Annotated in this window: 22 protein-coding genes; 10 read left to right on the top strand and 12 right to left on the bottom strand. The window is 61.4% G+C overall.

All coding sequences use genetic code 11. The features are described from left to right. Positions 1-42: 42 nt before the first annotated feature. Complete coding sequence (gene dksA / locus A3C3_RS0113845; RefSeq protein ID WP_028739636.1) at positions 43-462, bottom strand: RNA polymerase-binding protein DksA; 420 nt, start codon at positions 460-462, stop codon at positions 43-45. A 275-nt stretch (positions 463-737) separates the two neighbouring features. Between dksA and A3C3_RS0113840 the strand changes: the two genes are divergently transcribed. From A3C3_RS0113840 to A3C3_RS0113825, 4 genes are all read left to right on the top strand, one after another. Further along, a complete protein-coding gene (locus tag A3C3_RS0113840) occupies positions 738-1,232 on the top strand; it encodes a SixA phosphatase family protein (RefSeq protein ID WP_022715206.1) in 495 nt (164 codons plus the stop codon). Between the two features lie 75 nt (positions 1,233-1,307). Next, on the top strand, positions 1,308-2,783 hold the full coding sequence (locus tag A3C3_RS0113835; RefSeq protein WP_022715205.1) for a YcjX family GTP-binding protein: 1,476 nt from the start codon (positions 1,308-1,310) through the stop codon (positions 2,781-2,783). Continuing rightward, positions 2,780-3,862 carry a YcjF family protein gene (locus tag A3C3_RS0113830; RefSeq protein ID WP_022715204.1) on the top strand — a complete coding sequence of 361 codons (1,083 nt, stop codon included), beginning with the start codon at positions 2,780-2,782 and terminating at the stop codon, positions 3,860-3,862. Before A3C3_RS0113835 ends, A3C3_RS0113830 begins: the two co-directional genes overlap by 4 nt. A gap of 203 nt (positions 3,863-4,065) precedes the next feature. Next, entirely contained in the window at positions 4,066-4,617 is a 552-nt protein-coding gene (locus tag A3C3_RS0113825) for a hypothetical protein (protein ID WP_022715203.1), read from the top strand. Positions 4,618-4,672: 55 nt separating this feature from the next. On the opposite strand, the gene folK is transcribed toward A3C3_RS0113825, so the two are convergent. Genes folK through folP form a run of 3 tightly spaced genes read right to left on the bottom strand, consistent with a single transcriptional unit; the run spans position 4,673 to position 6,415 of the window. Then, the gene (gene folK, locus A3C3_RS0113820) at positions 4,673-5,200 is read right to left on the bottom strand and encodes a 2-amino-4-hydroxy-6-hydroxymethyldihydropteridine diphosphokinase (RefSeq protein ID WP_028739635.1); all 528 of its coding nucleotides are present in this window, start codon (positions 5,198-5,200) and stop codon (positions 4,673-4,675) included. Beyond that, complete coding sequence (folB, locus tag A3C3_RS0113815; protein WP_022715201.1) at positions 5,181-5,552, bottom strand: dihydroneopterin aldolase; 372 nt, start codon at positions 5,550-5,552, stop codon at positions 5,181-5,183. Before folB ends, folK begins: the two co-directional genes overlap by 20 nt. Continuing rightward, positions 5,552-6,415 carry a dihydropteroate synthase gene (gene folP / locus A3C3_RS0113810; protein WP_022715200.1) on the bottom strand — a complete coding sequence of 288 codons (864 nt, stop codon included), beginning with the start codon at positions 6,413-6,415 and terminating at the stop codon, positions 5,552-5,554. The genes folB and folP overlap by 1 nt, the downstream gene beginning before the upstream one ends. A gap of 102 nt (positions 6,416-6,517) precedes the next feature. Here folP and A3C3_RS0113805 point away from each other — a divergent pair, with 102 nt between their 5' ends. Continuing rightward, a complete protein-coding gene (locus A3C3_RS0113805) occupies positions 6,518-7,144 on the top strand; it encodes a DUF922 domain-containing Zn-dependent protease (protein ID WP_022715199.1) in 627 nt (208 codons plus the stop codon). Between the two features lie 282 nt (positions 7,145-7,426). On the opposite strand, the gene A3C3_RS0113800 is transcribed toward A3C3_RS0113805, so the two are convergent. Both A3C3_RS0113800 and A3C3_RS0113795 read right to left on the bottom strand, forming a co-directional pair. Continuing rightward, positions 7,427-7,747, bottom strand: coding sequence for a 2Fe-2S iron-sulfur cluster-binding protein (locus tag A3C3_RS0113800; RefSeq protein WP_022715198.1), 321 nt, complete (start codon positions 7,745-7,747; stop codon positions 7,427-7,429). 203 nt (positions 7,748-7,950) lie between these two features. Beyond that, a complete protein-coding gene (locus A3C3_RS0113795) occupies positions 7,951-8,319 on the bottom strand; it encodes an Hpt domain-containing protein (protein WP_022715197.1) in 369 nt (122 codons plus the stop codon). Positions 8,320-8,782: 463 nt separating this feature from the next. Here A3C3_RS0113795 and A3C3_RS0113790 point away from each other — a divergent pair, with 463 nt between their 5' ends. Together A3C3_RS0113790 and A3C3_RS41470 are read left to right on the top strand one after the other, a co-directional pair. Beyond that, positions 8,783-14,908 (top strand): apolipoprotein A-IV repeat region-like domain-containing protein, encoded by a 6,126-nt coding sequence (locus tag A3C3_RS0113790; protein WP_022715196.1) that lies wholly within the window; start codon positions 8,783-8,785, stop codon positions 14,906-14,908. 164 nt (positions 14,909-15,072) lie between these two features. Then, complete coding sequence (locus A3C3_RS41470; RefSeq protein WP_022715195.1) at positions 15,073-15,315, top strand: hypothetical protein; 243 nt, start codon at positions 15,073-15,075, stop codon at positions 15,313-15,315. A gap of 271 nt (positions 15,316-15,586) precedes the next feature. Here the strand turns inward: A3C3_RS41470 and A3C3_RS0113780 are convergent, their stop codons facing one another. From A3C3_RS0113780 to A3C3_RS0113765, 4 genes are read right to left on the bottom strand one after another with little or no spacing between them, the layout of a single operon-like run. After that, on the bottom strand, positions 15,587-16,201 hold the full coding sequence (locus A3C3_RS0113780; RefSeq protein WP_022715194.1) for an ABC-type transport auxiliary lipoprotein family protein: 615 nt from the start codon (positions 16,199-16,201) through the stop codon (positions 15,587-15,589). A gap of 32 nt (positions 16,202-16,233) precedes the next feature. Beyond that, a complete protein-coding gene (locus A3C3_RS0113775; RefSeq protein WP_022715193.1) occupies positions 16,234-17,604 on the bottom strand; it encodes an MlaD family protein in 1,371 nt (456 codons plus the stop codon). A 9-nt stretch (positions 17,605-17,613) separates the two neighbouring features. Next, on the bottom strand, positions 17,614-18,462 hold the full coding sequence (locus tag A3C3_RS0113770) for an ABC transporter ATP-binding protein (RefSeq protein WP_022715192.1): 849 nt from the start codon (positions 18,460-18,462) through the stop codon (positions 17,614-17,616). Positions 18,463-18,471: 9 nt separating this feature from the next. After that, the gene (locus A3C3_RS0113765; protein ID WP_028739634.1) at positions 18,472-19,638 is read right to left on the bottom strand and encodes an ABC transporter permease; all 1,167 of its coding nucleotides are present in this window, start codon (positions 19,636-19,638) and stop codon (positions 18,472-18,474) included. 100 nt (positions 19,639-19,738) lie between these two features. Here A3C3_RS0113765 and dgcA point away from each other — a divergent pair, with 100 nt between their 5' ends. Continuing rightward, positions 19,739-20,722, top strand: coding sequence for an N-acetyl-D-Glu racemase DgcA (gene dgcA, locus A3C3_RS0113760; RefSeq protein ID WP_022715190.1), 984 nt, complete (start codon positions 19,739-19,741; stop codon positions 20,720-20,722). Here the strand turns inward: dgcA and A3C3_RS0113755 are convergent. Beyond that, complete coding sequence (locus tag A3C3_RS0113755; RefSeq protein ID WP_022715189.1) at positions 20,674-21,894, bottom strand: MFS transporter; 1,221 nt, start codon at positions 21,892-21,894, stop codon at positions 20,674-20,676. The genes dgcA and A3C3_RS0113755 overlap by 49 nt on opposite strands. Before the next feature lie 180 nt (positions 21,895-22,074). Here A3C3_RS0113755 and A3C3_RS0113750 point away from each other — a divergent pair, with 180 nt between their 5' ends. Next, complete coding sequence (locus A3C3_RS0113750) at positions 22,075-22,662, top strand: GNAT family N-acetyltransferase (protein WP_084796955.1); 588 nt, start codon at positions 22,075-22,077, stop codon at positions 22,660-22,662. Positions 22,663-22,733: 71 nt separating this feature from the next. Here the strand turns inward: A3C3_RS0113750 and A3C3_RS0113745 are convergent, their stop codons facing one another. Beyond that, the gene (locus tag A3C3_RS0113745; RefSeq protein ID WP_028739633.1) at positions 22,734-23,540 is read right to left on the bottom strand and encodes a UDP-2,3-diacylglucosamine diphosphatase; all 807 of its coding nucleotides are present in this window, start codon (positions 23,538-23,540) and stop codon (positions 22,734-22,736) included. A gap of 211 nt (positions 23,541-23,751) precedes the next feature. On the opposite strand from A3C3_RS0113745, the gene A3C3_RS0113740 reads away from it, so the two are divergent. Then, positions 23,752-26,064, top strand: coding sequence for an NADP-dependent malic enzyme (locus tag A3C3_RS0113740; RefSeq protein WP_022715186.1), 2,313 nt, complete (start codon positions 23,752-23,754; stop codon positions 26,062-26,064). The last annotated feature ends 41 nt before the right edge of the window (positions 26,065-26,105 follow it).

Here is a 26,105-nt window from a genome sequence, read left to right as displayed (position 1 = left end):
CAGACTGCGGTGCCTTAAATTTCTATGAAGAACTTTGAAAGCTCACTCGTCGCGATAAACCTTTTCCCGCCGCTCGTGGCGCTCCTGCGCCTCAATCGACAGCGTTGCGATCGGACGAGCGTCGAGACGCTTGATGCCGATCGGCTCGCCGGTTTCCTCGCAGTAGCCGTAGGTGCCGTCTTCGATCCGCTGCAATGCAGCATCGATCTTGGAAATCAGCTTTCTCTGGCGGTCGCGGGCGCGAAGTTCGATCGCCCGGTCCGTTTCGGAAGAGGCTCGGTCCGCGAGGTCCGGATGGTTGGCGCTTTCTTCTGCGAGATGATCAAGTGTCTCGCGCGCTTCTCTAAGGATATCGTTTCTCCAGGCAACAAGTTTGGCTCTGAAGTAGGCCCGCTGGTTTGCGTTCATGAATTCCTCGTCTTCCGAGGGAACGTAGCTGCTAAGATCGATCTTCTCACTCAACGCGATTCTCCTGAAGAACATCTCATATGGCGGGGTGTATATCCCAAGCGCTATCGCGGGTTCAAGCCAAATACGACAGGTAAACAGATTTTTAAATCTGTCATATTTTTAAGCTAACAGTTTATTTTCGCATCGCTATTACGAATGCTGGTTTTTGCTTCCCGTTCAAGAACGCGTGTTGAGCTTACTGTTTTGCGCCATCGCTATGCCGATGCGGTTGACGGCGGTGATCCGCGGACGCTACTGAAAAGGCTCCTTCGCTCGTGGAATCTTCTATGGCCGCAACCTTGCCTTCGCCCTCACGAATCTATCTGTTGCGGCATGCAGAAGCCGCCTGGGCGCAGCCCGGCGAACGGGATTTTGACCGGCCTTTGAATGAAAAGGGCTATGACGACGCGGAACTCGTGGCAGACCGCGCAGCCGACAAAGGCTACCGGCCGGAGCTTTTGATAAGCTCCACTGCGAGGCGCTGCCGCGAGACCACGGACGCCGTGCATCGCGCTATGGGATTGTCGCTCGACATCCGCTACGTCGACCAACTCTACAACGCCACCCCCGAGGTCTATCTCGACATCATCGACAGCCAGACCGTTGGCTCCGTCATGCTTGTCGGTCACAACCCGACAACCGAGCAGACGCTTGAAGCGCTCATCGGTCACGATGCCCTGCTCCGTGCATTGCCGGACGGCTTTCCCACGGCGGGCCTTGCAGTCCTTGATTTCGACGGCGCGTCCGCAGGGTGGAAGCTTATCGACTTCGTGCACGACTGACGTCTTTCGCGCCGCTTCTTTTTCGGACAGCATCCGCGTCCTATATGCTTGAGCACTGACAATCGGAAATCCGCCTTGCCGCCAAGCTTGACATCCCTTACCGGCGACGCGCGTATCGCGCTCGACAACCTCGCAGACCGCGCCTCGAGTCTCGTCAAACCGACTATCCGCCTCGGCGTCACCGGGCTTTCCCGGTCCGGTAAGACGGTCTTCATCTCGTCCCTCGTGCATAATCTGCTGCATGGCGGACGCCTGCCGCTTTTCGAGCCGGTTCAGTCCGGCCGGGTGTCGGCCGTGCGACTGGAACATCAGCCGGATGACGCTGTGCCGCGCTTCCAGTACGAGGATCATATCCGGGCGCTGGTGAAGGACCGTGTCTGGCCGGATTCGACCCGCGCCATATCCGAACTGCGCATCACGCTGGATTATCAGAGCGCCAGTGGCTGGAACCGTCTGTTCTCGCCCGGCCGTCTCTCGATCGATATCGTCGATTATCCCGGAGAGTGGCTGCTTGATCTACCGCTGCTGGCCAAGGACTACCGGACATTCAGCGAGGAGACGCTGGCGCTCGCCCGCAGCGGCATCCGCGCGGAACTTTCTCGCGGCTGGCTGGCACTGACCGGAGCCACCGATGTCAAGGCGCCCGCCGATGAGATGCAGGCGCGCGATCTCGCGACGGCTTTCACCGATTACCTGAAAGCCTGCAAGGCCGACGAGCGCTCGCTGTCGACATTGCCGCCCGGCCGCTTCCTGCTTCCCGGCGACCTTGAAGGTTCTCCCGCGCTCACCTTCGCGCCGCTCGCTTTGCCTTCCGAAGGCAAACCGCCCAAAGGTTCGCTCTGGGCAATGATGGAGCGCCGCTACGAGGCCTACAAATCCGTCGTCGTCAAACCCTTCTTCCGCGAACATTTTGCCCGGCTCGACCGCCAGATCGTTCTCGTCGACGCGCTGCAGGCGATGAACCGCGGCCCGGAGGCGATCCAGGATCTGGAGCGCGCGTTGACGGATGTGCTTGCCTGCTTCCGTCCCGGTACGAACTCGCTGCTTTCGTCGCTCCTCGGCCGCCGGATCGACCGCGTTCTCGTGGCCGCCACGAAAGCCGATCATCTACATCACGAAAGCCACGACCGCCTCGATGCGTTGACGCGCCGCCTTGTCGAGCGCGCCGTCCACCGGATCGGCATGGCAGGCGCCGGCATCGACGTCATGGCGCTTGCCTCGGTGCGCGCCACGCGGGAGGCGACCGTCAAGCGCGACGGCCACGATCTGCCGGTGATCGTCGGCACGCCGATCGATGGTGAAACGATCGCCGGCGAACGCTTCGACGGCATAAGGAAGACGGCGGTCTTCCCGGGCGACCTTCCGGAAGACCCCGAAAGCCTGTTCGACGGCATTGAATCTGCCAGCCGCGATGTCCAATTGCCGGATGTAAACATTGTGCGCTTCCGGCCGCCGCAACTCGAGGAAACCGGCAGCGGCATCAAGCTTTCGGTCCCGCATATCCGGCTCGACCGGGCCATGCAGTTTCTGTTTGGAGACCGCCTCGCATGAGCAAACCCGCTTCTGGAGATTCGGACCGGCCGCGCCGCACCCCGGCGGCCTTCGCCTATGAGGACGATCCGCGCGCCGTCGAGACGGACAGGAAGCAGGATGCCCGCAAGCCGGCAAGCTTCGGCGGCGAAGTCGTCCTCACATCGGACGAAGACGACCCCTTCATCAATTCGGACAAGGATATCGCCCCCTTGCCGGTCGCAGTGCCGCGCAAACGGCGCACCTCCTTTGCCAAGATCGCACTAACTGCTTTCGGCGTCCTGCTTTCGCTCGCCTTCGGCCTGTGGACCGACAGTCTGATCCGCGACCTCTTTTCCCGCGCCGACTGGCTTGGTTACACGGCGCTCGCGGCGCTCGCGATCGGCATCCTCGCCGTCGTCGCCATCGTGATCCGCGAAACGGCGGGTATAATGCGCCTCGCGGCGGTGCAGACGATCAAGGCCGAGGCCGAGGCCGCCATACTGGAGACGAAGCCCGCAAAGGCACGCGCCCTGGTGAAGAGCCTTTCAAACCTGCTTGCCGGAAAGCCAGAAACCGCCAAGGGCCGTGCAACGTTGAAAGCCGCCGAAGGCGACATCATCGACGCGCCGCATCTCGTCGCACTCGCCGAACGCGAATTGCTGGCGCCGCTCGACCGCCGGGCAAGAGCGCTGATCGTCAATTCATCGAAGCGCGTTTCGATCGTCACCGCTGTCAGCCCGCGCGCGATCGTCGATCTGCTCTACGTGCTTTTCGAAGCCTCGCGCCTGATCCGCGCCATGGCGGACCTTTATGGCGGCAGGCCGGGCACGCTTGGCATGATTCGCCTGATGCGGGACGTTCTGGCGCATCTCGCCGTCACCGGCTCGATCGCCGTCGGCGACAGCCTCGTGCAACAGGTCCTGGGCCACGGCCTTGCCTCCAAGCTCTCGGCCAGGTTCGGCGAAGGCATTATCAACGGGTTGATGACAGCCCGTATCGGCATAGCTGCGATGGATCTGTGCCGTCCGCTTGCGTTCCGCGCATTGAAGCGGCCGGGAATCGGCGACTTCATCGGCGATCTGGCGCCCTCCGTAGTACCGCGCACCGGTCGCAAGTAAACATTTTCGCACCTGGGCGCCTTCCGTAACGGAGGGAATTGCAAAACGCAGGAAATTCATGGCACTGGCACTATGAATTGAATTTGGCGAACCTTCCGAAAGTCCATCGTCTCCGTGCATTTCGGCGCATTGGAAACCAAGCATTAACCATTATTCGGCAAAACTGCTGGCCAGTAACGGGTGGTGTTTGCCAAGGAAAATCCATGTATTCGCGCAAAGTTCTCTTCGTATGCGGGCTCGTCGCCGCGGCATTGTCTCCGGCGGCCGATGTTGTCCCTGCTGCAACCGCCGCCACACGCGACAAGGCTTTCTTCGAGTCTGTTGCGGGCAACTGGAGAGGTCCGGGCGAAATCGTCGCCGGCAAATACAAGGGCACGAAATTTAGCTGCAACCTCATCGGTTCTGCCGTAAGCGACGGCGGCGCCGGCATCAAGCTCGACGGCTCTTGCCGCGTGGGCGTCTTCAAACAGCCGATGTCCGCCCTCATCACCCAGTCGCGCGGCGGCTATAAGGGCAAATTCCTTGATGGCGCCGCCGGTAAGGGTCTCGATGTCGTCTCGGGCACCGTCACACAGGACACCGTCGTCGTTGGCCTCAACCGCGCCAAGCTGAACGGCGCGATGATCGCCCGCGTCCGCGACGACAAGACGATGAATGTCACCGTGTCGGTAAAGGTCGAGGATCGCATGGTCCCGGTAATCGGCCTGACGCTGACCCGCCAGATCGATGAAATGACGGTCGGCTCCGTCGAGTAAGAGCTGTACGATAGCAGACACCCCCAAGCGGCGGGTTTTCCGCCGCTTTTTCATTTCACGCGCGGTGCCACCACTCGCGATCGGCATCGGCGATCTCGATGCCTTGGGTATCTGCTCGGGAAAGCCAATCAGCGACGGTGCGGCCCTTGACGATGACGTCCGCGGCAAAATCCGCAAGCGGCATCAGAACGAAGCCTCGCTCGGTCATGCGCGGATGCGGCAGTTCCAGCCTCGGCGCTCCCTGTTCGATATCGTCGAATGTTAGCAGATCGATGTCGAGCGTGCGCGGTCCCCAACGCTCGATGCGCTCGCGTTTCATGTCGCGCTCGATGCCGAGACAGACGTCGAGTAACGCCTCCGGTTCGAGCATCGTATCGAGTGCCGCGCATGCATTGAAGAAGAAGGATTGGTCCGTCTTGCCCCAGGGCGGCGTGCGGTAGAGCCGCGACACGGCGGTGACCCGGCAATCGTCACGGCCGTCGAGCTTCCGCAGGGCGGCAGCCATCGATTTCACGGGATCGCCGAGATTGCCGCCGAGACCGAGCGTGGCGGGCCTGAAACGATCAACCGGCAAAGTGTTCAACGCTCACCTGTACGAAATCGAGGACGCCGGGCACTGGCGCATTCGGCTTGCGCACCGTGATCTTGGCGCGCCTGACCTGATGAAACTTTTCGCAGAGGCCCTTGGCGATATCGAGCGCCAGCGCTTCGATCAGATTGCGGCGCTTGCCGGTGACGATCTCCTCGATCACGGTGAAGGCAATCCCGTAATTCACGGTATCGTCGATCGAGTCGCTTTCGAGCGCACCCGCCGCGACGACGTCGAGCTCGGCATCGACGAAGAACCGCTGGCCGAGGAACTCCTCTTCGTCGTGAACCCCGTGACGTGCAAAGAAGGCGCAATTCTGCAGCGTGATTGTATATTTCGTGCCCATCAGCCTTCTCTTTGCTCGAAATCCCGGCGCGCCGCCAGCATAGCATCCGCGACCGCCAGCGCATCCCTGTTGATTGCGACATTGTGCACCCGGAAAACCGCAGCACCCTGTAGCCTGAGCAGGGCGCTGCTCGCCGCCGTCGCAACGTCACGCTCAGCCGCATCCCGTCCTGTGACCGCACCGACAAAGCGCTTTCGCGACGTGCCGGCCAGCAGCGGCAATCCGAAACGCTGCAATTCGGCAAACCTCGCCATCAGCTCCAGATTCTCGTCGGCATCCTTGGCAAAGCCGAATCCCGGATCAAGTACGATCCGCTCGCGCATGACGCCTGCTTCCGCGGCGATCTCCAGGGAGCGAACCAAGAAATGATATTGGTCCGCAATCACGTCCGGAAGCTTCTCGCGTTCGCGGCCCGTATGCATGAGGCAGAGTCCGGCACCGGTATCGGTCGAAACCTTGGCGATCTCCGCCTCCTTCTGCAATCCGAACACGTCGTTGATGATATGCGCGCCGGCCCCGACGGCGAGCCGCGCCGTCTCCGCTCGGTAGGTGTCGATCGAGATCAGCGCATCGCTCCTGCCGCGCAGAGCCTCGATCACCGGCAGCACGCGGGACTGCTCTTCCGCACGGCTGACTTCGGCAGCACCTGGGCGTGTCGACTCCCCGCCGATGTCGATGATCGCGGCCCCCTCGCTGACGGACTGAAGAGCATGCTCGACGGCGGCATCCACGCTTTCGTAGCGTCCGCCATCCGAAAATGAATCCGGCGTCACATTGATGATCGCCATGATTACGCCGCGCGGCCCGAGTTCTATTTCGCGGCCATGCGCCACGCGCCAGAAACTGCTTCGAAGCTGTAGCATCGGGGTTTATCCCATTGATAATAAAAAAGCCGACGCCCTATATTGCGCTCGTGATGGCTATGCCCCAAGCTCCGCCGAACTTCAACACAGGTAGCGTCAAGAATGCCTTCCGCATCGCGTTATATGCGTTTCGTCCTTGCTTTTTCCATGACGGTTGCCCTCTGCATTCCCGCCTCGGCTCAAGTCGTTGCGACCAAAAGCTACTCCTATTTCGACATCCGCGGAAAGAGCGCCGGCGAGCTCGATGAGGAACTGAGCCGCCGCGGGCCGACGGCGAGCGGCTCGTCCTCGCGCCACCCCGGCGCCACGAAAATCCGCTTCGGCGGCGAGGCGACCTACGTGCAGAGCAACGGCCGCTGCCGCATCGCCAGCGCAAAGGTGACCGTTCACACGCAGATCATCTTGCCGCGCTGGCGAAACCGCAACGGCGCCAGCAAACAGCTGTCGACGATCTGGGATGCACTCTCGAGCGACATCAAGAGGCATGAGGAGCGGCACGCGGAAATCGCCCGCACACAAGCACGTGTCATGGAGCGACGGATCCTCGCGCTGCCCGCCCAGCGCAGCTGTGGAGCCATGCAGGAGCTTGTCACGGAAGAATCGAATCGCGGAATAGAAGAACACGATAGGTTGCAGGCGCGTTTCGACCGCATCGAGGCTGTCAACTTTCAGAGCAGGATGATGCGCTTGCTCAACAAGCGAATCACTTCATCCGGCAGCGAAAGATAATCCAACTTTCCGAATAAGCACGCGATATCGTTAGCTGAGCAACGAAACTCATGCGAAGCTTTCTCCCTCCAAAGCCTGTTAATGATGAAAATTAGCGATATGCGACTCAACCCGCACGCGCTAATATGAACACATTCGGAAGTTCAGGTGGGATTGACCTGATCTTTTGTTACTGGGTTCTCCTGGCGCGTTCTAAGCCGCGGGCGGTCCTCCCTCGCCCGATGGTTATGCGCCCGCCTCGCCTCGCACGTCATCCGGCGCGCGAGGCTTTTTTTGCGCAGATCAGGCCTGGCGCTCGGGCACCTGGACGATAAGTCCGTCGAGCGCCGCCTTCATTCTGATCTGGCAGGAAAGCCGCGAAGTCGGGCGGACATCGAAGGCGAAGTCGAGCATGTCTTCTTCCATCGCTTCCGGCGGGCCGACGCGTTCGGCCCATTCTTCGTCGACATAGACATGACAGGTCGCACAGGCGCATGCGCCGCCGCACTCGGCTTCTATGCCTGGCACCGAGTTGCGCACGGCATTCTCCATCACGGTGGAGCCTTGATCGACATCCAGATCGAAGCGCGTGCCGTCGAAGGCAACGATAGTCAGTTTGGGCATGATGCTTTCCGGTATTACGTGAAGAGGGAGGATCGAAATTTTTCTTCCAACAAATCCGATGGGCAGTCAACATCGACCGCCTTCACGGTTTCATTCCATATTTAAAAGCGACGGGCTTTTCCATTTGCGTCATACCGCTGGCCACAAAAAGACCCGCTGTTCCGGAATGGAGCAGCGGGCCGAGTGGCTTAAAATGCTCGGCTCTAGCGGCTGAGCTTGAGAATGAAATTTTCGGCTTCGACGACGGCGGCTCCGACCGCGGCCATGCACGCTGCATCGCCGCAATTGTTCTCGAGCATGTCTGCGGCTTCGGATACCTGGAAGGCCCCAACCGCGCTCGCCGCCCCTTTCAGCCGATGGGCAGCGGCTTGCATCTTCTTTGCATCGCCCGACGAAACCTCCTGCAGGCAGGCGCGTGCCTGGCGCGCAAATATCTTCAGGACCTCGACTTCAAGCGCCTTGTCGCCCATCGTCTGCTTTGCCAGATGAACAAGGTCGATCGGGCGACCCTTCGAGGGGCAAGGCCCGTTTGAATTATCCGGCGCCTCGAACGCAATACTGACTGCTGCCATGTGCCAATTCTCCCGTCTTTACCCCGCAGGTGGATTCACACTGCGGTTGGAGAGTGGCGATCGCGTTAAATTCTGGCACATTGAGGGCGGAATTCTATCGCTATGGTTAACAATCACTTAACGCCCGTAAATTATTGGTTTTTCGACGTCCCGCTGCGTTAAATTATGTTAACAACGGATTAATGGATGGTGATTAGCAAGGCTTCATTAATTGTCTCGGAAGCCCGGATGTGTCACTACGATACTAGTAGACTAGGTTTATGGTACGCGCCTTTGCTGGCCAAGTGGATAGTGGTAATGTTTTGATACCGTCCGTTTGAAAAAGCGGCTATCTACTCTGAAATGACATGCTTATCCGTCCGTCGGCTCGGATGGGAAGGTCAGAGGCAAAGGTTGGCATCCGGACGCGGCACTGTCCGGGAAATGCGGCTGAACCGGCTGAGATGTAACGAGGCGTAACCGAATGGCGAACAACAAGTACAGCGAGTCGATCGAGGACAAGGCGTTCAAAGCATTGGACGAAGCTCTCCAGATCGATTTCAGCCAGCAGAAGGCGCCGTCTCGCGGCGCTAAAACGCCTGACGCCCCGGAGGCCAAAGTGTCCGATACGCCATCTGCCCGCAGCAATCAGCAGGATCAGGATGAGAGCCAGCGCCGCCGCGGCCGCGGCGCCAGGGCGGAGCAGGTGGCCCGCGCCCCGGCGCTGGCTGCGGCGAACGATGCAAACCGCATGACGGCGGCCTCCATTCTGAAATCGCTGGACGGCGGCTCGACGCGTTCGGCCGTTCGCAACGCCACGCTCTTCTCGCTGCTGTGGATCGTCGGCGGCGTCGGCCTGATGGCCCTGCTCTACTCGCCGCAGATCTGGCAGATCCGTTCCGTCACCGATGTCGTGGCCCTCCCCGGCGTCATTGCCGGCATCATCGGCATCATCGTGCCGGTGCTTCTGTTCTATGCCTTTGCAATCATGATCTCGCGCGCTCAGGACATGCGCAACGCCGCCCGCTCCATGGCGGAAGTGGCACTGCGTCTCTCGGAACCGGAAACGATCGCATCCGAACGCATCATGACGGTCGGCCAAGCCGTTCGCCGTGAAGTCTCCGCCATGAATGAAGGTATCGAGCGCACGATCGCGCGCGCTTCCGAGCTTGAGACCCTGGTTCACTCCGAAGTCAACGCGCTTGAGCGCAGCTATGCCGATAACGAACTGCGCGTGCGCGGCCTGGTTCATGAACTCGGCTCCGAGCGCGAAGCGATCGTCAATCACGCGGAGCGCATCCGCAGCTCGATCGTCGGCGTCCATGACCAGTTGAAGGAAGACCTTTCGCTCGCGACGGAAGAGATCGCCGTGCGCCTTGCGACGTCAGGCGAAGCCTTTGCATCGATGATCGACACCCGAGCTGCGACGCTGACGGAAAAATCGGAAACCGCAATCCAGTCGCTCGGCTCGCTTCTTGCAGCCAAGACCGACTCGCTGCTGCAGACGCTGACCTCCTCCGGTTTTGCACTGGCGCACGAATTCGACACGCGCCTGGAATCGCTTACCTCCAACCTCAATGATCGCGGTGAGCAGCTGCTCAGCCAGTTCGAAACGCGTGCGTCGACTATGGACAGCAGCGCCGAGAAGCTGAATGCGGCGCTGAACGACCGCGCGCGCCAGCTGAACGAGATCCTGATTGCCCGCACCCGCGAAATCAACGAAAGTCTGACCGGCGGCGAACGCGAAATCACCGGCACGCTCGACGACGTGCTTGCCAAGCTCAACGCGTCGCTCGACGATAAGAGCGCAAGCTTCCGTCAGAGCCTGCAGTCCAGCGCCGACGACGCCATCATGGACCTCGACCTGCGTTCCGGCTTCTTCGATGAGCGCCTGCAGGCAACCGTCGCCCAGATGTCGACCGCGTTCGACGAGCGTGTGGCGGAATTCGCAAACGCTTTCGACAAGCGCGCTGGTTCGCTCGACACCAAGCTGATGGAAAGCCTCGCGCGCATCAACGAGACGCTGGCCGGCGGCTCGGAATCGATCGACGGCATCCTCAATTCCAGCATCGAGCGCCTTGGCGCCTCGATGACCGACCAGTCCTTCGCGCTGGCGACTGCGCTGAGTACGGGTCAGGAGGTTCTCGAAAGCTCGCTCGGCAGCAAGGTCGACGAAATCTCCAACGCCCTTTCGGCCCGCACCAGCGAGATCACCTCTGCCCTGCAGTCTGCGAGCGGCGGGATTTCTGAGGCGCTCGCCACCGGCGTTTCCGAGCTGCATGTCAGCCTTTCGGCCCGCAGCAGCGAGATCACGTCTGCCTTGCAGTCCGCAAGCGGCGAGATTTCCGAGGCGCTCGCCTCGGGCGTCTCCGATCTGCATGGCAGCCTTTCAGGCCGCACGAGCGAGCTCACCTTCGCGCTGCAGAGCGCAAAGGATGAAATTTCTGAGACTCTGGCGTCCGGCACGACCGATCTGCGCACGAACCTTTCGAGCCACACCGGCAAGCTGACCTCCGCGCTGAAGAATGCTAAAAGCGAGCTTTCCGAGGCTCTCACATCCGGCACTTCCGAGCTGCAGGCGAATCTTTCGGGCCGCACCAGCGAATTGGCATCTGCTCTGCAGAACGCCACGGGTGAAATTTCGCTGGCGCTCGCAAGAGGTACGTCCGAACTCCACAACAATCTCGCGGCGCGTTCGACGGAATTCCGCGAGACCCTGCTGTCGACCACGTCCGACCTCACCGCTGCCGTCTCGTCCGGCACGGAGCAGATAACCTCCGCATTCGGCCGCGCCGACGAACTCAACAACGTAATCTCCCAGCGCGCCACTGCGATCACCCAGGCCCTGGATTCCGCCCATGAACGCATCGACGGTGTCATGGCGGAACGCAGCAGCGCACTCGTCAGCGCGCTCACAAGCAATCACGACCGCCTGGCCGACGCCCTCGACGAAAAGACGATGGCGCTCGCCATATCGCTCGACGATAGCCAGAGCCGCTTCGACAGCGCACTTGAAGCCCGCACCAACGCACTCCTCGATACCGTTGCAGGTGCTGAGGCCCGGGTTGCCGGCGCCTTCACCGACAAGGCAGAGGGGATCCGCAGCGCTTATGCCGACAACCAGGAACGGCTCGAACGGTCGCTCGGCGAACACGTCGCAGCGCTCTCCTCGACACTCTCCAGCAGCAACAACCGCCTTGAGACGCTGACGGGCGAAGCAGCCGCACGCATGGAATCGCTTACCAGCGAAGCTGCCGCCCGCATCGACGGCGGCCTTGCCTCTGCTCATGATCGCATCCGCGCAACGCTGGACGACCGTGCGAACGCGATCAGCCTTTCGCTCAGCGACGCACATGCGCGGCTCAGCAATACGCTGTCCGAGCAGGCGACGACCATCGGCGCCTCGGTCGCCGCAAGCGCCAGCATGCTCGAAATGTCGCTGGAAGATCATGAAGCCTCCATCCGCCAGACGATCGACGGCAGCGCCAGGTCCCTCGAAGAGCGCCTGCGTGAAGGCGCCGGCCAGATCGCCGGCCGCTTCCAGGATGCGGCAAGCGAAATCTCGCGCTCGGCCGAAACTTTCTCCACGCGCCTCGATCAGTCGATCGACGGTATGACCGGCCGTTTTGCTGAAACCGGTTCGCGCGTCGAAGCGGGCCTTGCCGCTCTCGAAAACCGCATCCGCGACGGCGTCGGCGGTGTCGCAACGCAGGTGGATGCCGCAGGCAGCCGCCTTGCGGAAACACTTAACGACAGCATTTCGCAACTGCGCGAACTCGGTGACGATGCCGCCTTGCGCGTTACGACTGTCCTGGAAAGCACGAGCGATACGCTTACCGGCGCGATCGATGAGCGCACAGCAAGTCTCGCGGCTGCGATCGGCGAGCGGACCTTGGCTCTGACTACCGCTGTCGATGAACGCGCTGCAAATCTCACGATGACGATCGACGATCGTGCCGCAAATCTCGCGACGTCCATCGACGACCGCACGGCAAACCTTGCACAGGCGATGCATCGCGGCAGCGAGCATATCGACGAACGCCTGTCCACCATGGACCGGGCGCTCACCCTTGGCCTCAACGCCGTCAATCAGACGATCGAAGGCAAGGCCGCCGGCCTCGCCTCGACGTTGCGCAGCGCCGTCGCCGATGCTGCCCAGGGCATGGATGCTGAAGCCGCACGCACGGCCGAACTGATGGCCCGCACCGGCCAGCAGTTCACCGAAGGCCTCGACCAGAAGAGCGGCGAGTTCGCGCGTGCCATGGACGAGCGCTCCGAACAGATCGTCGGCCGCGTTTCTGAGGCGCAGAACCGCCTCGCGAGCCAGGCAGCCGCCGTCGCCCAGACCTTCTCCGAAGCGGGCAATGCGATCGTCAATAAGGTCGCCGAGGCCGAAACGCTCGTCAGCGGCCAGGTGAATGCCATTTCGCAGGCTCTCTCCGAGGCCCAATCCTCGCTGGAGAGCCGCGGCGACGCAATCCGCTCGACGATCGCAAGCGCCAGCGAAGGCATCGCCACGACCATGTCGGACGTCGACAGGGCTCTTGAAGCCCGCAGCAGCGCGATCCGCTCCGGTCTGGAAGAGCGCGCACGCGAAATCGATGCGACCTTGACCGACGTCGAAAAGGCGCTCGAAGCCCGCGGCCAGACGATCCGCTCGACGCTCGACGAGCGCACCCGCGAGCTCAACTCCATGCTCGCCGGCCGCTCGTCCGAGCTCTCGCGCCTGATCGACGAAACCGCGCATCCGATGATCGAGCGCTACACGGAAGCCGGCAAGGAGGCTGCGGCCCGCATCGCCGCCGCCGCCGAACAGAGTGCGGACCGCCTGCGCGCCGAAAACGCAGTCCTGGCGAATGCGATCGCGGCCCGCACCGAGAGCGCTTCCACGGCGGTCAATGCAATTGAAACGAGCCTGCTTGCCAACGTCAACGCCCTCATCGAGCGCCTGTCCGAAAACAGCGCCTCGATGGCGATGATGATGAACAGTGCGGCGGAAGATCTTGCCAATGTCGACGGCCGCCTCGGCGAGACCACCTCGCGCTTCACCGACTCGGCGTCGAAGGCGGCGGAGATGGTTTCCGCCTCGACCCGTCTTCTCGAAGGCAAGGTGGACCGCCTCTCCGACATATCGGGCCAAACGCTAGCGCAGGTCGGCGGCATCATCGGCCGCTTCGACGAGCACTCAAAGGTCCTAAGCCAAGCTTCAAACCTGCTCGCAGCTGCGCAGTCGAATCTCGTCTCGACACTCGAGGAACGCGAAGGCGCCCTGCAGAACCTCTCCGTTGGCCTCGTTCAACGTTCCGAAGAGATCGAAAAGACCATGCGTGCCCTCTCCAGCATGGTCGAGAATGCCTTCGAGCGTGCCGAGCAGCGCTCCAACCAGGTCACCGGCAATCTGCGCCAGGGCGTGCAATCCTCCTTCGCCGATATCGGCCGCGTGCTTTCGGAGACGGAAAAGCGCGCCGAGGAAGCCGCCGAGACGATGCGCAGCTCGATCGTCAAGGCTGGCGAAGAAGCGAACGCAACGATCGAAGGCACCTTCGACAATGCCGAACGTCGCTCGAACGACCTAGTGAACCGCCTGCGCGGCGGGCTGACCGCGTCGCTTTCGGATGTCGAGCGAATGCTCGGCGAGGCAGGCCGCGCATCGGACGGTGCTGCCCAGCAGCTGCGCGAATCGCTGCGCGAAGCCGTCGAGGAAGCGGTTGCCCGCTTCTCCGGCGCCACCGACGAAATCCGCCGTTCGGCCGGCGATATCCGCAAGGAACTCGACATGACGCGCAGCGAATTGAAGCGCGGCGCATTCGACCTTCCAGAAGAAGCCAAGGAGAGTGCGGCCGCCATGCGCCGTGCCGTTGCCGAGCAGATCAAGGCGCTGCAGGATATTTCGCAGATCGTCAGCCGCTCCACGCAGCAGCTTGAAGTTTCCGAGCCGGTCGCCCGCGCCGCCGCACAGGCCCAACCCGCTCCGCGCCCGGCGCCTGCGGCCCAGCAGCCTGCTCCGGCGCCCGCCCGCCAGCCCGCCGTCGAAGACGGCCTTGCGCTCCGAGGCACGATCGCTCCGCCGGCGACCCCTGCGCCGCAGCGCGCCGCGCCTGTACCGGGCACGCCTGCCCGTCAGGAAACCGGCGGCTGGATCAGCGACCTGCTGCGCGGCGCCTCGCGCGATGAAGCCGCCGAGGAAGCGCCGACTGCACGCACGCCGGCTCCGAGCGCCCAGCCCGCGCCGGCACAGCGCAGCGCCGATACCCGCAATCCGCGCCACGTCGTCGAATCGTTGAATTCGCTCTCGGTCGATATCGCCCGCGCGATCGATCACGACGCCTCGGTCGATCTGTGGCGCCGTTATCAGCGCGGTGAACGCGACGTCTTCACCCGCCGCCTCTACACGCTGAAGGGCCAGCAGACCTTCGACGAGATCAAGCGCAAATACGATCGCGAACCGGAATTCCGCACCGCCGTCGACCGCTACATCGCCGATTTCGAGAAATTGCTTGCCGACGTCGCCCGCACTGACCGCGACCGGACGATCACGCAATCCTACCTGACGTCGGACACCGGCAAGGTCTACACGATGTTGGCCCACGCCGCAGGCCGCCTGAGCTAACGGAAGCAAAGCAGAAGATACTGCATGAAGGGCCGCCCAAAGGCGGCCCATTTCATTTGTTTCTACCAGACGGAACGGACCGTTCTGTTGCAAAGCGGATATCTGATCGTCTGGCCACACCCTGGCCTGATGGCTGAATGTGATGGCGATGGGAGGAGGGATCTATGCGCGTCCAACTCGTCGTATTTGCCGCCGCCGCGATGACAACCAGCATGGTCCCGGCAGGAAGCCAATCGTCGAACACGAGCTCGAACAGATCATCCAACAGCGGCGTCGTGCGCGAGCGGATTGTCGATAGCTACTGCGAAGACGGCATTTGCCAGCGCTACGTCCGGCACCGTGTATATCGCGACGACTGGCAGAGTGGCCACGAACGCGGAACGGCGCCACTATCGCGACCCCTATAATGACGATGATGACGATTAAGCTCACGTGAAACAGCATGATGGTTCCAGGCGAGCACATTCATGCTTGCGAGGTGGAGATCGATCCGCTCAGCAAGGTATTCCCGCAATCTTCACCAGCCCGGCGAACTCCTCTCCAGGCTTTGAGAATATCAACGGCCTCATGGCAGTTGAGAATATGTCGCGCCAGCAGCGACTTAATGGAGCGGGTTGACCACGACATGGCATCTTCGCCGACTTGAAGGCCAATTGGGCGGCCCGAAAACCGGCTCGGTCAGATCGATCGCAGCGTCCAATCGACGATGTCACCAGTCACCGCTGCAAATGCGCGGTCGAGCGCCTTGACGTAGCCCTCGCTCGATCCGCCACCGGCGGGAACGGCTACGCGAAAAACCTTCTGGGCGCGGACCGTACCATTGCGATCGTTGAGGATATTCGCGGAGATTTCGACGACCGCCTGGCCGCCGGCGCTGTTGTCGATCTCGAAGGAGCGGATGTCGGTCACGACCTGGTAGTCGATTGCAAGGCCCTGCCCCGGCTTGCCGACGCCACCGAGCTTGCCGGAGTTTTCGAAGGCCTCGACCAGCTTCGACTGCACGATGCGGGGCAGCCTGTCGCTCCATTGGGAACGCGACAGATACTGGATTTCGGAGGGCGAAACGCGGACAACGATCTGTTCGCTGTCCAGCGCCTTCAGCGCCGTCGGCGCCGGCACGAGGATCTGGCTGCGCTTCGCAGCCGGGCCATCAACGCTGACGGAGGCGGAAAGATCAAAGGTATCGTTCTTGGCCGCCGTGCCGCAACCGGTCACTGCCAGCGCCATAAGCGGCAAAAGGAACGCCGTCCTTGCCAGCGATGAACGGCGTGCCAACACATGCGATACGGCCATATTTTACTACCCCTGCTTCTCAAATATACATGTCAACGGCGCGTCCGGCCGTCATATTGTTTCACCGTATCGCCACCAAAAATCAGCCGCTGCGGATTTTGATCGAAGTTGCTGATCGCGCTGTTGAGATTCTGCATGGTCCGGCGGGTATCCTCGACGAGCGACTGCACGTCGCGCAACCCGCCGCTTGAGAATCGCTGCAGATTGTCCGCGATCGGACCGATGCGGGCGTTGAGGTTGTCCGCCATCTTCTTGAAGGAATCGAGCGTCGCGCGCGCTTCGGTAAAGAGCGACTGCGAATTGTCGGTGCCGAACAGCGCGTCGAGCTTGATCAGGATGCCATCGACGCGCGTCGAAGCCGAGTTCAGCTTATTCGCCATTTGCGAGACGTCCTGGATCGTCTGGTCGATATCCTTCTGGCGCGCCGAAACCGTATCGGCGACGTCGCGAATGGAGGCGACCGCGACGCGCGCATCCTTTGTCGCCTGCGCAATATCGTCGACCGACCCCTTCACCTTGGCGGGATCGATCTGCGCCACCAGCGTATCGACGCGATCGAGCGTCGTCTGCGCCTTCTTGCCAAAATCGTTGAAAGTCGTCGCCGTGTCGTTGAATCTCTGGATCGCACCCTTCAGGTCGCCGGAGGCATTGGCGATATCGCGGCTCACCTTCTCGGCATTGCTGAGGATTGTATCGATCTTCTTCGCATCGACCGCACGCACCAGCGCCTCGACGGCCTCCAGCGTAGAATCGACTTTGCCGGAAACGTTGCGCACTGTTTCGGAAAGCTGGCCGACGCTCTGTAGGAAGGAATCGATGTTGCCGGAATTCTTCGCCAGAGCGTCGGAGAAGGTCTCGGCATTCTGCAGCGTCTTCGTCAGCGGTCCGCGCGCGTCGCGGACAAAACCCTGAACCTCTCCCACCGCATCGTTCGCCCGCTCGAGGATCCTGTCGGCCGTCGCCAGGAGGTTCGTCACGCTCGATTGATCCGCGACGATGACCGCGCGCTTGCCGGTCTCGATGGACTTCTGCAGGATGTTCTCCTCACCCACCTTGCCGCCCGAAAGCTCGATATAGGCCGCACCCGTCAGGCCCTGGATTTCAAGGATAGCCCTGGTGGAAGGATAGATCGGCGCATCGACGCGCACCTCGGTGAAAGCCAGCGAATATTGCGGGTCGTCGGCATCGATCGACAGGGACGTCACCGAACCCACCTGGATGCCGTTGAAACGCACCGGCGAGCCGACGCTGAGACCGTTTGCCGAGCCCGGAATGCGCACGACGAGTTCCGCCATGGGACCGCTGCGTCCGTACTCGGCCATCCAGTAGACGAAGCCGAATGCGGCTGCGATCACCAGAACAGTGAAAAAGCCGACGATCGTGTAGTTCGCTTTGGTTTCCATCGTTTCCGGTCACTTCCCGCGGCTGTCGCCAGTGCTTTCGGCACGGCCGGCAGCTGTTTCTTCTTGCGGCACGATCGAGCGCGCGCGCTTGCCCTTGAAATAGGCCTGAACCCACGGGTCATCATAGGCCAGCATATCGTCGATCGTTCCCTCAACCATTACTCGCTTGTGTCCAAGCACGGCAATACGGTCGCAGACGGAAAACAGGCTGTCGAGGTCGTGGGTTACCATGTAGACGGTCAGCCCCAGCGTATCGCGCAGCCGGGCGATTAGTTCATCGAATTCGGCAGCCCCGATCGGGTCGAGGCCCGATGTCGGCTCGTCCAGGAAAACCAGTTCCGGATCGAGTGCCAAGGCCCGCGCAAGAGCAGCGCGTTTGATCATGCCACCGGAAAGCTCGGAGGGATACTTGTCCGCCGCATCGGCAGCAAGACCCACAAGCCGGATCTTCAGGTGCGCCAACTCGTCCATCAGCGATTTCGGCAGATCCAGATATTCGCGCATCGGCACCTGGATATTCTCCCTCACCGTCAGCGAGGAAAACAGCGCGCCCTGCTGGAAAAGCACCCCGAGCCGCATGTCGAGCGCGTTGCGCTGGTTTTCATCGAGCTTATCGAAATTCTGCCCCAGAATCTCGATCGTGCCGGAGCGGCGCGGCAAAAGGCGTAAAATCGTCCTCATCAGCACCGATTTGCCGGTACCCGATGCCCCGACGAAGCCCAGGATCTCGCCGCGGTAGATATCCAGGTTGAGCTTATCGAGCACAACCTTCGGGCCGAAGCCGACGGTCACGTCCCGCGCCGAAAGCACGATGTCCCGCTCCTTCTTCTCACCCGGCTTTGACTGCTGCCCGTCCACGCTGAACCCTTAAAAATTGATGGCCGCATAGAACATGGCGAACAGCCCGTCCATGAGGATGACGACGAAAATCGACTTCACCACGGAAGCCGTCACGTGTTGGCCGAGCGATTCGGCGCTGCCACCGACCTTAAGGCCTTCCACGGCCGCGACAATACCGATGACGAGCGCCATGAACGGCGCCTTGATCATGCCGGAGAGCACCGTCGACAGCGTGATCGCCTCGTGCAGGCGCGACAGGAAGGTTGCGAAGGTGATGCCGGAATAGGCCCAGGCGACCGCGGCCGCGCCGAGCAGCGAGGCGAAGTTCGCCAGCACCGTCAGAAGCGGCAGCGCCACCGTCAGCGCCACAAGCCGCGGGAAGATCAGCACGCCCACCGGATTGAGGCCCATGACCTTCAGCGCGTCGACTTCCTCACGCATCTTCATCGAGCCGATTTCGGCCGTGATCGCGCTGCCTGAACGGCCAGCGATCATGATCGCCGTCAGGAGCACGCCGATTTCGCGGAGCTGCAGGATGCCGACGAGGTCGACGACGAAGACTTCGGCCCCGAAATAGCGGAGCTGGAAGGCACCCTGCTGCGCGATGATGGCGCCGATCAGGAACGACATCAAAAGGATGATCGGAACGGCGCGCACGCCCATGTGGTCGATCTGGTTGACGATCGATGCCGGAGAAACGCCGCTGCCGCGCCCGAACTTCATCTGCGCGCCGCGCACCGCCGAGCCCAGGATATACATCGCGGCCGTGAGGTCATTCCAGAGGTCCATGGTCATCTTGCCGACCGGCGCGAAGATGCGCTCGGCAATGCCGCTTTTCATCGCAGCCTCAGTCACTTCCTCCTCCGGTTTTTCGGAGAACTCCTCGATCATCTCGTCGATGTGCGGATTGGTGCCTTCAAAACGAACCTGACGCCCGGCCGCCTCTTCCTGCAGCTTGAGCCGGCAAAGCAGCCAGACACCGGCCGTGTCGATATCCGTAACGCCCGACAGGTCGAGCGTCAGATCACCTTTAGCACGGGAAATCTTCTCGAAGTCGTGGAGGACGAGGTGGATGTTCGCGCTGCGCCAATTGCCTTCGAGATGAACGCGGCGTCCTCCACCATCGGCTTGGTCGTCCACGTGCAGTGAGGCGGCTTTGCGGGTGTCGGGCTTCAAAATGCTTGTGTCTTTCAAGGCTTGCGGCGACATTGCCGACTCGCGAACAAATCGCTCACGCCCGGCGCGTTAATATACCGAAGACACATAGAATTTCCATGCTCGCAGGATTGCAATTATGCCACGCTCGCTCGAAATCCAGATGAATTCCTTTCCCATTGCGGGCACTTTCACGATCTCGCGTGGTGCAAAGACATCGGCGGACGTCATCACCTGCATTCTGACGGAAAACGGCAGGCGCGGCTGGGGCGAATGCGTCCCCTACCGCCGCTATGGCGAAACGATGGAAAGCGTCGCCGCGCAGATCGAAGCCGCCCGGCCGCTGATCGAACAAGGCATTTCAGGCGAAGAGCTGCTTTCTGCCATGCCGCCCGGCGCAGCGAGGAATGCCGTTGATTGCGCGATATGGGACCTCGAAGCCAAGCTCGGCGGAAAGAGCGTTGCCGAACGCATTGGGCTTGCGTCCGCAAAGCCGCTCACGACCGCTTACACGATCTCGCTCGGCGAACCGGAGGTCATGACAGCGCAAGCGCGCGAATATTCTGCAAGGGCGCTGCTCAAGGTCAAGGTCGGCACCGGCGACGATGAGAGCCGCATACGCGCCGTGCGCGAAGGCGCGCCTGACAGCATCATCATTCTCGATGCAAACGAGGGCTGGCCCGAGGAAACGCTGGAACATCACTTGCGCATCGCCGCCGAGATGAACATCGCCCTCGTCGAGCAGCCCCTGCCCGCCGGCCGGGACGAAATGCTCGCCGGCATCGCGCGGCCGGTCCTCATCTGTGCCGACGAGAGCGTCCATCATACCGGCGATCTTGCAAGCCTGCGCGACCGCTACGACGCGATCAACATCAAGCTCGACAAGACCGGCGGCCTGACGGAGGCACTAGTGATGAAACGGGAGGCGCAGCGCCTCGGCTTCCAGATCATGCTCGGCTGCATGGTGGGCACATCGCTCGCAATGGCGCCCGCCGTGCTCTTGGCGCAGGACGCGGAATTCGTCGATCTCGACGGGCCGCTGCTTCTTGCCCGCGACCGGGAATGCGGCCTGCGCTACACCGCTTCCCTTGTCTGGCCGCCCGAGCCCAGCCTTTGGGGCTGAAGGTAGTAGGCGACGAAGACAAGAGACATCCCCAGCAGGGCGACGAGTGCCATGACGTAGAAGCTTGCGAGGCCGAGCCAGGCATAGATGTAGCCGGAGGCGAGCGTCATCAGCGCCATGAACATGCCGTTATAGAAGAAATAGGCGCCCTGGGCCGACGATTCCTGGGTCTCCTGTACCGTTGCCACGATCCGCCTCTGCACGCCGGTATGCACGAAGGCGAAGCTGCAGGAATGGAAACATTGCAGCACGAAAAAGCCAACGAATCCCCAGTGCATCGGGAACAGGATCCAGCGGCAGATGCAGACCGCGCAGCCGATGCGGATGAGCGTCCAGGCGTTGAAGCGGCGGTTCAAATGCTTCGAGACGAAGAACACCATGACCTCGGAAGCGACGCCCGCACTCCATAAAATGCCGACCTCCGTTCCCGAAAAGCCGAGGTGATGCCAGTAAATCGAGGCGAACGCATAAAGTAGCGCATGGCTCGACTGCTGGATTGCCACGCCCCAAAGCAGCACCAGCAGATGCGGCTGCCGCAGCGAACTGCCGGTGGCGGCCGGTATGTCGACCGGGGTACCGCGTCGGCGCGTCGGCCCGATGCGCGGACAGTAGATCGCCATCAGCATCGTCGTGACGAAACCGAAAATCATCACCGGCAGCACCATCGAGCCACCCCAATAGCCGATCATCTCGCCGCCGATCAGGGTCGATGCGATGAAGGCGATCGAGCCCCAGACGCGCATCGATCCGTAGTCGAGTCCCCATCGGCGAACGCCGGAAATGACGATCGATTCGACGACCGGCAGATAGGGCGCAAAGGTCGCCCCCTGCATGCTGAAAACGATCAGGACCGGCCAGAAACTTGTCGTCCAGCAGAGCGCGACCGCCGTCAGCAACGACAGTCCGCCGGACCACAACAACACGTCGGCGCGCTCCTTCATTCGGTCGGCATACATGGCGACGATCGGCGCGACGAGGACGCGCACCACCATCGGCACCGCCAGGATGATGCCGATTTCATGATCGGTGAATTCGTGGAACGCGAGCCAGACCGGAAAGAAGGGAAGAACGACACCGTTGACAGTCAGCGGAGCGCAGTAGGACAGGGCGCTGAGCAACCGGAAGCGCGGTGGCGCCCCCTCGCCTGTCGGGGCATTCTGGGCGGGAATCATCGGTGGACCTGCAGGAAACTAGACGTTGCCTAGCACATCAACCCAAGGGCGACTATGGCCAGAAATAGCCTTTCTGAAACGTTTTAAGAAAAAGCTATCCCTTTCGCTCACAACCCATCGTAATTAAAAGCCACTAACCTTCCCGTAGATTCCACCAAGTGCGGGGCGGCGCAGAGTGTCGTGGATTTTAAGCCAAGCGTCATTCGGCCGTTACCGTTACGTGGTTCGGTCGCCCATCCAAAAGAGAAAGGGAACATACCGGTGTGCCCATATAAAATTCGCCGTCTCGACCGGAATGATGCGTCGTCTTTTAGGGAAATTCGCCTGGAGGCTCTCGCGAACCATCCAGAGGCATTTGGCGCGTCATGGGAAGAAGAGCAGAGCCAATCGGAGGCCCACTTCGCTGACAGGCTCGAGAACGGTCTTGTGATCGGAGGGCTATCCGATGACGGAATGCTTGCCGGAACGGTCGGTGTGTCGAAATCCAAAGGCATCAAGACGCAACATATTGGATCGATCTGGGGAATGTATGTCCGCCAAACGGTACGGGGCACAGGACTTTCACGCTTACTGCTGAGTGCTGCCGTCGACGAAGTTGGCACGATCTTACGCTCGCTCCGGCTTAGCGTCGTATCGTCAAACGTTCCAGCCATCCGGCTTTACAAATCCCTAGGCTTTGAAGAATGGGCCGTCGAGGTCGAAGCTCTAAAGGTGGGCGATATTTATTATGATGAAATTCTCATGCGGCTGGAACTAGGCCCACGATAATTGACGCCACGAGCCAGTACGCTGCATCGCACAGGCTCCGTGCCATATCGCTTCAGTATTCACACAGAAAATCAGGCGGCCTGCGGCTCGAGTTCGCTGTCGCGGTGCTCGATCGCCAGCGGGATGGCTTGAGCGTCGGCTATCGTGCTCCAGGTGATGAGCTCGAACGTGCCGTCCTCATGCTCGGCGATCGCCGTACAGCTCTCCACCCAGTCGCCGGTGTTGATATAGCGCACGCCGTCCATGTCCTCGATCACGGCATGGTGGATATGGCCGCAGATGACGCCGTCGGCGCCATGCTTGCGGGCTTCGTCGACCACGACGCGCTGGAACTCGCCGATGAAATTGACGGCATGCTTCACCTGAAGCTTCGCCCAGGCGGAGAAAGACCAATAAGGCATGCCCATGCGGCGGCGGATTGCGGCCAGTACGACGTTGATCTTGATCGCCGTGTCATAGGCCCAGTCCCCGAGATAGGCGAGCAGGCGCGCATTGCGGACGACGACGTCGAACTCGTCTCCATGCAGGATCAGGTATTTCTTGCCGTCCGCGCCGTCATGCATCATGCGCTCGGCGACTTCGATGCCGCCGAAATGCATGCCGGGGAAGTCGCGCAGGAATTCGTCGTGATTGCCCGGGATATAGACGACCCGCGTGCCCTTGCGCGCCTTGCGCAGCAGCTTCTGCACGACGTCGTTGCAGACCTGCGGCCAGTACCAGCTGCGTTTCAGTCGCCAGCCGTCGACGATGTCGCCGACAAGGAATATCGTATCGGCGTCGTGGTAGCGGAGAAAATCAAGGAGGAAGTCCGCCTTCGCCGCCTTCGAGCCGAGATGCACATCGGAAATGAACAGAGTACGGAAGTGTCGAGTATCCATATTGTCTTTCACAAGCATCTTGCCTGCGTCCTATCGTTCATCTCGCCTTCCAAAATCAGACTCGTGTTTCAGGAAGATGACAGATGCGCGAATTGGCGCATCGCAGCGCTCACGAGTTTTCCGCCCGGATGCGAAATTCTGACTGTCCCTGCCAGCCGATTGATGTATGGAGAAGTCTTCAAAAGATGTGAGTGCGGCAGCGGAGACGGCAATGGATCATCAGGAAGAATCCAAGACGGAGAAGAACGAGACCGGCGCAAACCTCGACGAACAGGCGCTTTTCTTCCATCGTTATCCCCGTCCCGGCAAACTTGAAATCCAGGCGATCAAGCCGCTCGGCAACCAGCGCGACCTGGCACTCGCCTATTCGCCCGGCGTCGCAGCGCCTTGCCTTGCGATCCGTGACAATCCGGAGACGGCGGCCGATTATACCTCGCGTGCCAATCTCGTCGCCGTCATCTCCAACGGCACAGCGGTTCTCGGCCTCGGCAACATCGGCCCGCTCGCCTCCAAGCCCGTCATGGAAGGCAAGGCCGTTCTTTTCAAGAAGTTTGCAGGCATCGACGTCTTCGACGTCGAAATCGAGGCCCCCACCGTCGACCAGATGGTCTCCACCATCGCCTCGCTCGAGCCGACCTTCGGCGGCATCAATCTCGAGGACATCAAGGCGCCGGAATGCTTCGAGGTCGAGCGCCAGCTTCGCGGGAAGATGAAGATCCCGGTCTTCCATGACGACCAGCACGGCACGGCCATCATCGTCGCCGCCGCGATCCTTAACGGACTGGAACTTGCCGGCAAGAAGATCGAGGATGTGAAGATCGTCGCCTCCGGCGCGGGTGCGGCAGCACTCGCCTGCCTCAACCTCCTGGTGACGCTCGGCGCGAAGCGCGAAAACATCTGGGTCCACGATATCGAAGGCCTTGTCTATGAAGGCCGCAGCGAACTGATGGACGAATGGAAGGCTGTCTATGCACAGAAAAGTAAGATGCGTACGCTCGCCGACAATATCGGCGGCGCCGATGTTTTCCTTGGGCTTTCGGCTGCCGGTGTCCTGAAACCCGATCTCCTGTCACAGATGGCGGACAAGCCGCTCATCATGGCTCTCGCCAATCCGACTCCTGAGATCATGCCGGACCTCGCGCGTGCCGCCCGCCCGGACGCAATGATCTGCACCGGCCGCTCGGACTTCCCGAACCAGGTGAACAACGTCCTCTGCTTCCCCTATATCTTCCGCGGCGCGCTCGATTGCGGCGCCACCGCCATCAACGAAGAAATGAAGATGGCGGCCGTCAAGGCCATCGCAGGGCTTGCCCGCGAGGAAGTGTCGGACGTCGCGGCCCGCGCCTATTCGGGCGAGACGCCTGTCTTCGGTCCGAACTACCTCATTCCCTCGCCCTTCGATCCGCGTCTCATCCTGCGCATCGCCCCGGCTGTCGCCAGGGCCGCCGCCGAGACGGGCGTCGCGTCGCGGCCGATTGCCGATTTCGACGCCTATCTCGATCAGTTGAACCGCTTCGTTTGGCGTTCTGGCTTCGTGATGAAGCCGATCTTTACCAGCGCCAAGCTTTCTGAGAAGAAACGCGTCATCTTTGCGGAGGGAGAAGACGAGCGCGTCCTGCGCGCGGCTCAGGTTCTGCTGGAGGAAAAGACCGGCGAGCCGATTCTGATCGGGCGCCCCTCGGTCATCGAAGCACGCCTCAAGCGGTTCGGCATCCGCATTCGCCCGAACATCGATTTCGCCGTGGTGAATCCCGAAGACGACCCGCGCTACCGCGACTATGTCGACGACTACTTCGCCCTCGTCGGCCGCGCCGGCATCAATCCGGAAGCCGCCCGCACGATCGTGCGCACCAACAACACGGTTATCGGCGCCTTGTCGGTGAAGCGCGGCGAGGCGGATGCCCTCATCTGCGGCGTGGAAGGCCGCTTCGACCGCCACCTGAAAGACGTGGGCCAAATCATCGGCAAGCGGCCAGGTGCCTGCACCTTCGCCGGTCTCAGCCTATTGATCACCCAGAAAGGGCCGGTCTTTTTTGCCGATACCTTCGTGAACTACAATCCGACACATGAGGAAATCGCCGAGATCGCCGTTCTCGCGGCCCAGGAGGTTCGCCGCTTCGGCATTACGCCGAAGGCCGCGCTGATCTGCCATTCGAATTTCGGCTCCCGAAACTCCGAGAGCGCACGCAAGATGCGCGATGCCCTGCAGCTCGTGCGCGAACAAGCCCCCGATCTGGAGGTCGATGGTGAAATGCAAGCCGGTTCTGCACTGTCCGAAGTGCTGCGCAAACGCGCCATGCCCGATAGCTCGCTTGCCGGCGAGGCCAACCTGTTGCTCTTCCCGAACCTCGATGCCGCCAACATCTCGCTCGGCCTCGTCCGCACCATGATGGATGCGCTCCATGTCGGCCCGATTCTGCTGGGAAGCGCACAGCCTGCGCATATCCTGTCGACCTCGGTCACCTCGCGCGGCGTGGTCAACATGGCGGCGCTTGCCGTCGTCGAGGCTTCTCAGCCGGCGTAAGTTGTCGCAAAATGCGAAAATGCGTTACAATTGCGTCGCCA

The sequence above is a fragment of the Rhizobium mongolense USDA 1844 genome, assembly GCF_000419765.1.
In the GTDB taxonomy this organism is placed as follows: Bacteria; Pseudomonadota; Alphaproteobacteria; order Rhizobiales; family Rhizobiaceae; genus Rhizobium; species Rhizobium mongolense.
Note: the sequence above shows the minus strand (reverse complement) of the source record. Positions and strands in the feature narration are given on the sequence as shown.

Coding starts and splice junctions, on each gene's coding strand:
- A3C3_RS0113775 (WP_022715193.1), bottom strand. CDS start 17,604: ATGGAAACCAAAGCGAACTACACGATCGTCGGCTTTTTCACTGTTCTG.
- A3C3_RS0113790 (WP_022715196.1), top strand. CDS start 8,783: ATGGCGAACAACAAGTACAGCGAGTCGATCGAGGACAAGGCGTTCAAA.
- A3C3_RS0113825 (WP_022715203.1), top strand. CDS start 4,066: ATGTATTCGCGCAAAGTTCTCTTCGTATGCGGGCTCGTCGCCGCGGCA.
- A3C3_RS0113745 (WP_028739633.1), bottom strand. CDS start 23,540: ATGGATACTCGACACTTCCGTACTCTGTTCATTTCCGATGTGCATCTC.
- A3C3_RS0113800 (WP_022715198.1), bottom strand. CDS start 7,747: ATGCCCAAACTGACTATCGTTGCCTTCGACGGCACGCGCTTCGATCTG.
- folB (WP_022715201.1), bottom strand. CDS start 5,552: ATGGGCACGAAATATACAATCACGCTGCAGAATTGCGCCTTCTTTGCA.
- A3C3_RS0113805 (WP_022715199.1), top strand. CDS start 6,518: ATGCCTTCCGCATCGCGTTATATGCGTTTCGTCCTTGCTTTTTCCATG.
- A3C3_RS0113840 (WP_022715206.1), top strand. CDS start 738: ATGGCCGCAACCTTGCCTTCGCCCTCACGAATCTATCTGTTGCGGCAT.
- A3C3_RS0113795 (WP_022715197.1), bottom strand. CDS start 8,319: ATGGCAGCAGTCAGTATTGCGTTCGAGGCGCCGGATAATTCAAACGGG.
- folP (WP_022715200.1), bottom strand. CDS start 6,415: ATGCTACAGCTTCGAAGCAGTTTCTGGCGCGTGGCGCATGGCCGCGAA.
- A3C3_RS41470 (WP_022715195.1), top strand. CDS start 15,073: ATGCGCGTCCAACTCGTCGTATTTGCCGCCGCCGCGATGACAACCAGC.
- A3C3_RS0113830 (WP_022715204.1), top strand. CDS start 2,780: ATGAGCAAACCCGCTTCTGGAGATTCGGACCGGCCGCGCCGCACCCCG.
- A3C3_RS0113755 (WP_022715189.1), bottom strand. CDS start 21,894: ATGATTCCCGCCCAGAATGCCCCGACAGGCGAGGGGGCGCCACCGCGC.
- A3C3_RS0113740 (WP_022715186.1), top strand. CDS start 23,752: ATGGATCATCAGGAAGAATCCAAGACGGAGAAGAACGAGACCGGCGCA.
- A3C3_RS0113780 (WP_022715194.1), bottom strand. CDS start 16,201: ATGGCCGTATCGCATGTGTTGGCACGCCGTTCATCGCTGGCAAGGACG.
- dgcA (WP_022715190.1), top strand. CDS start 19,739: ATGCCACGCTCGCTCGAAATCCAGATGAATTCCTTTCCCATTGCGGGC.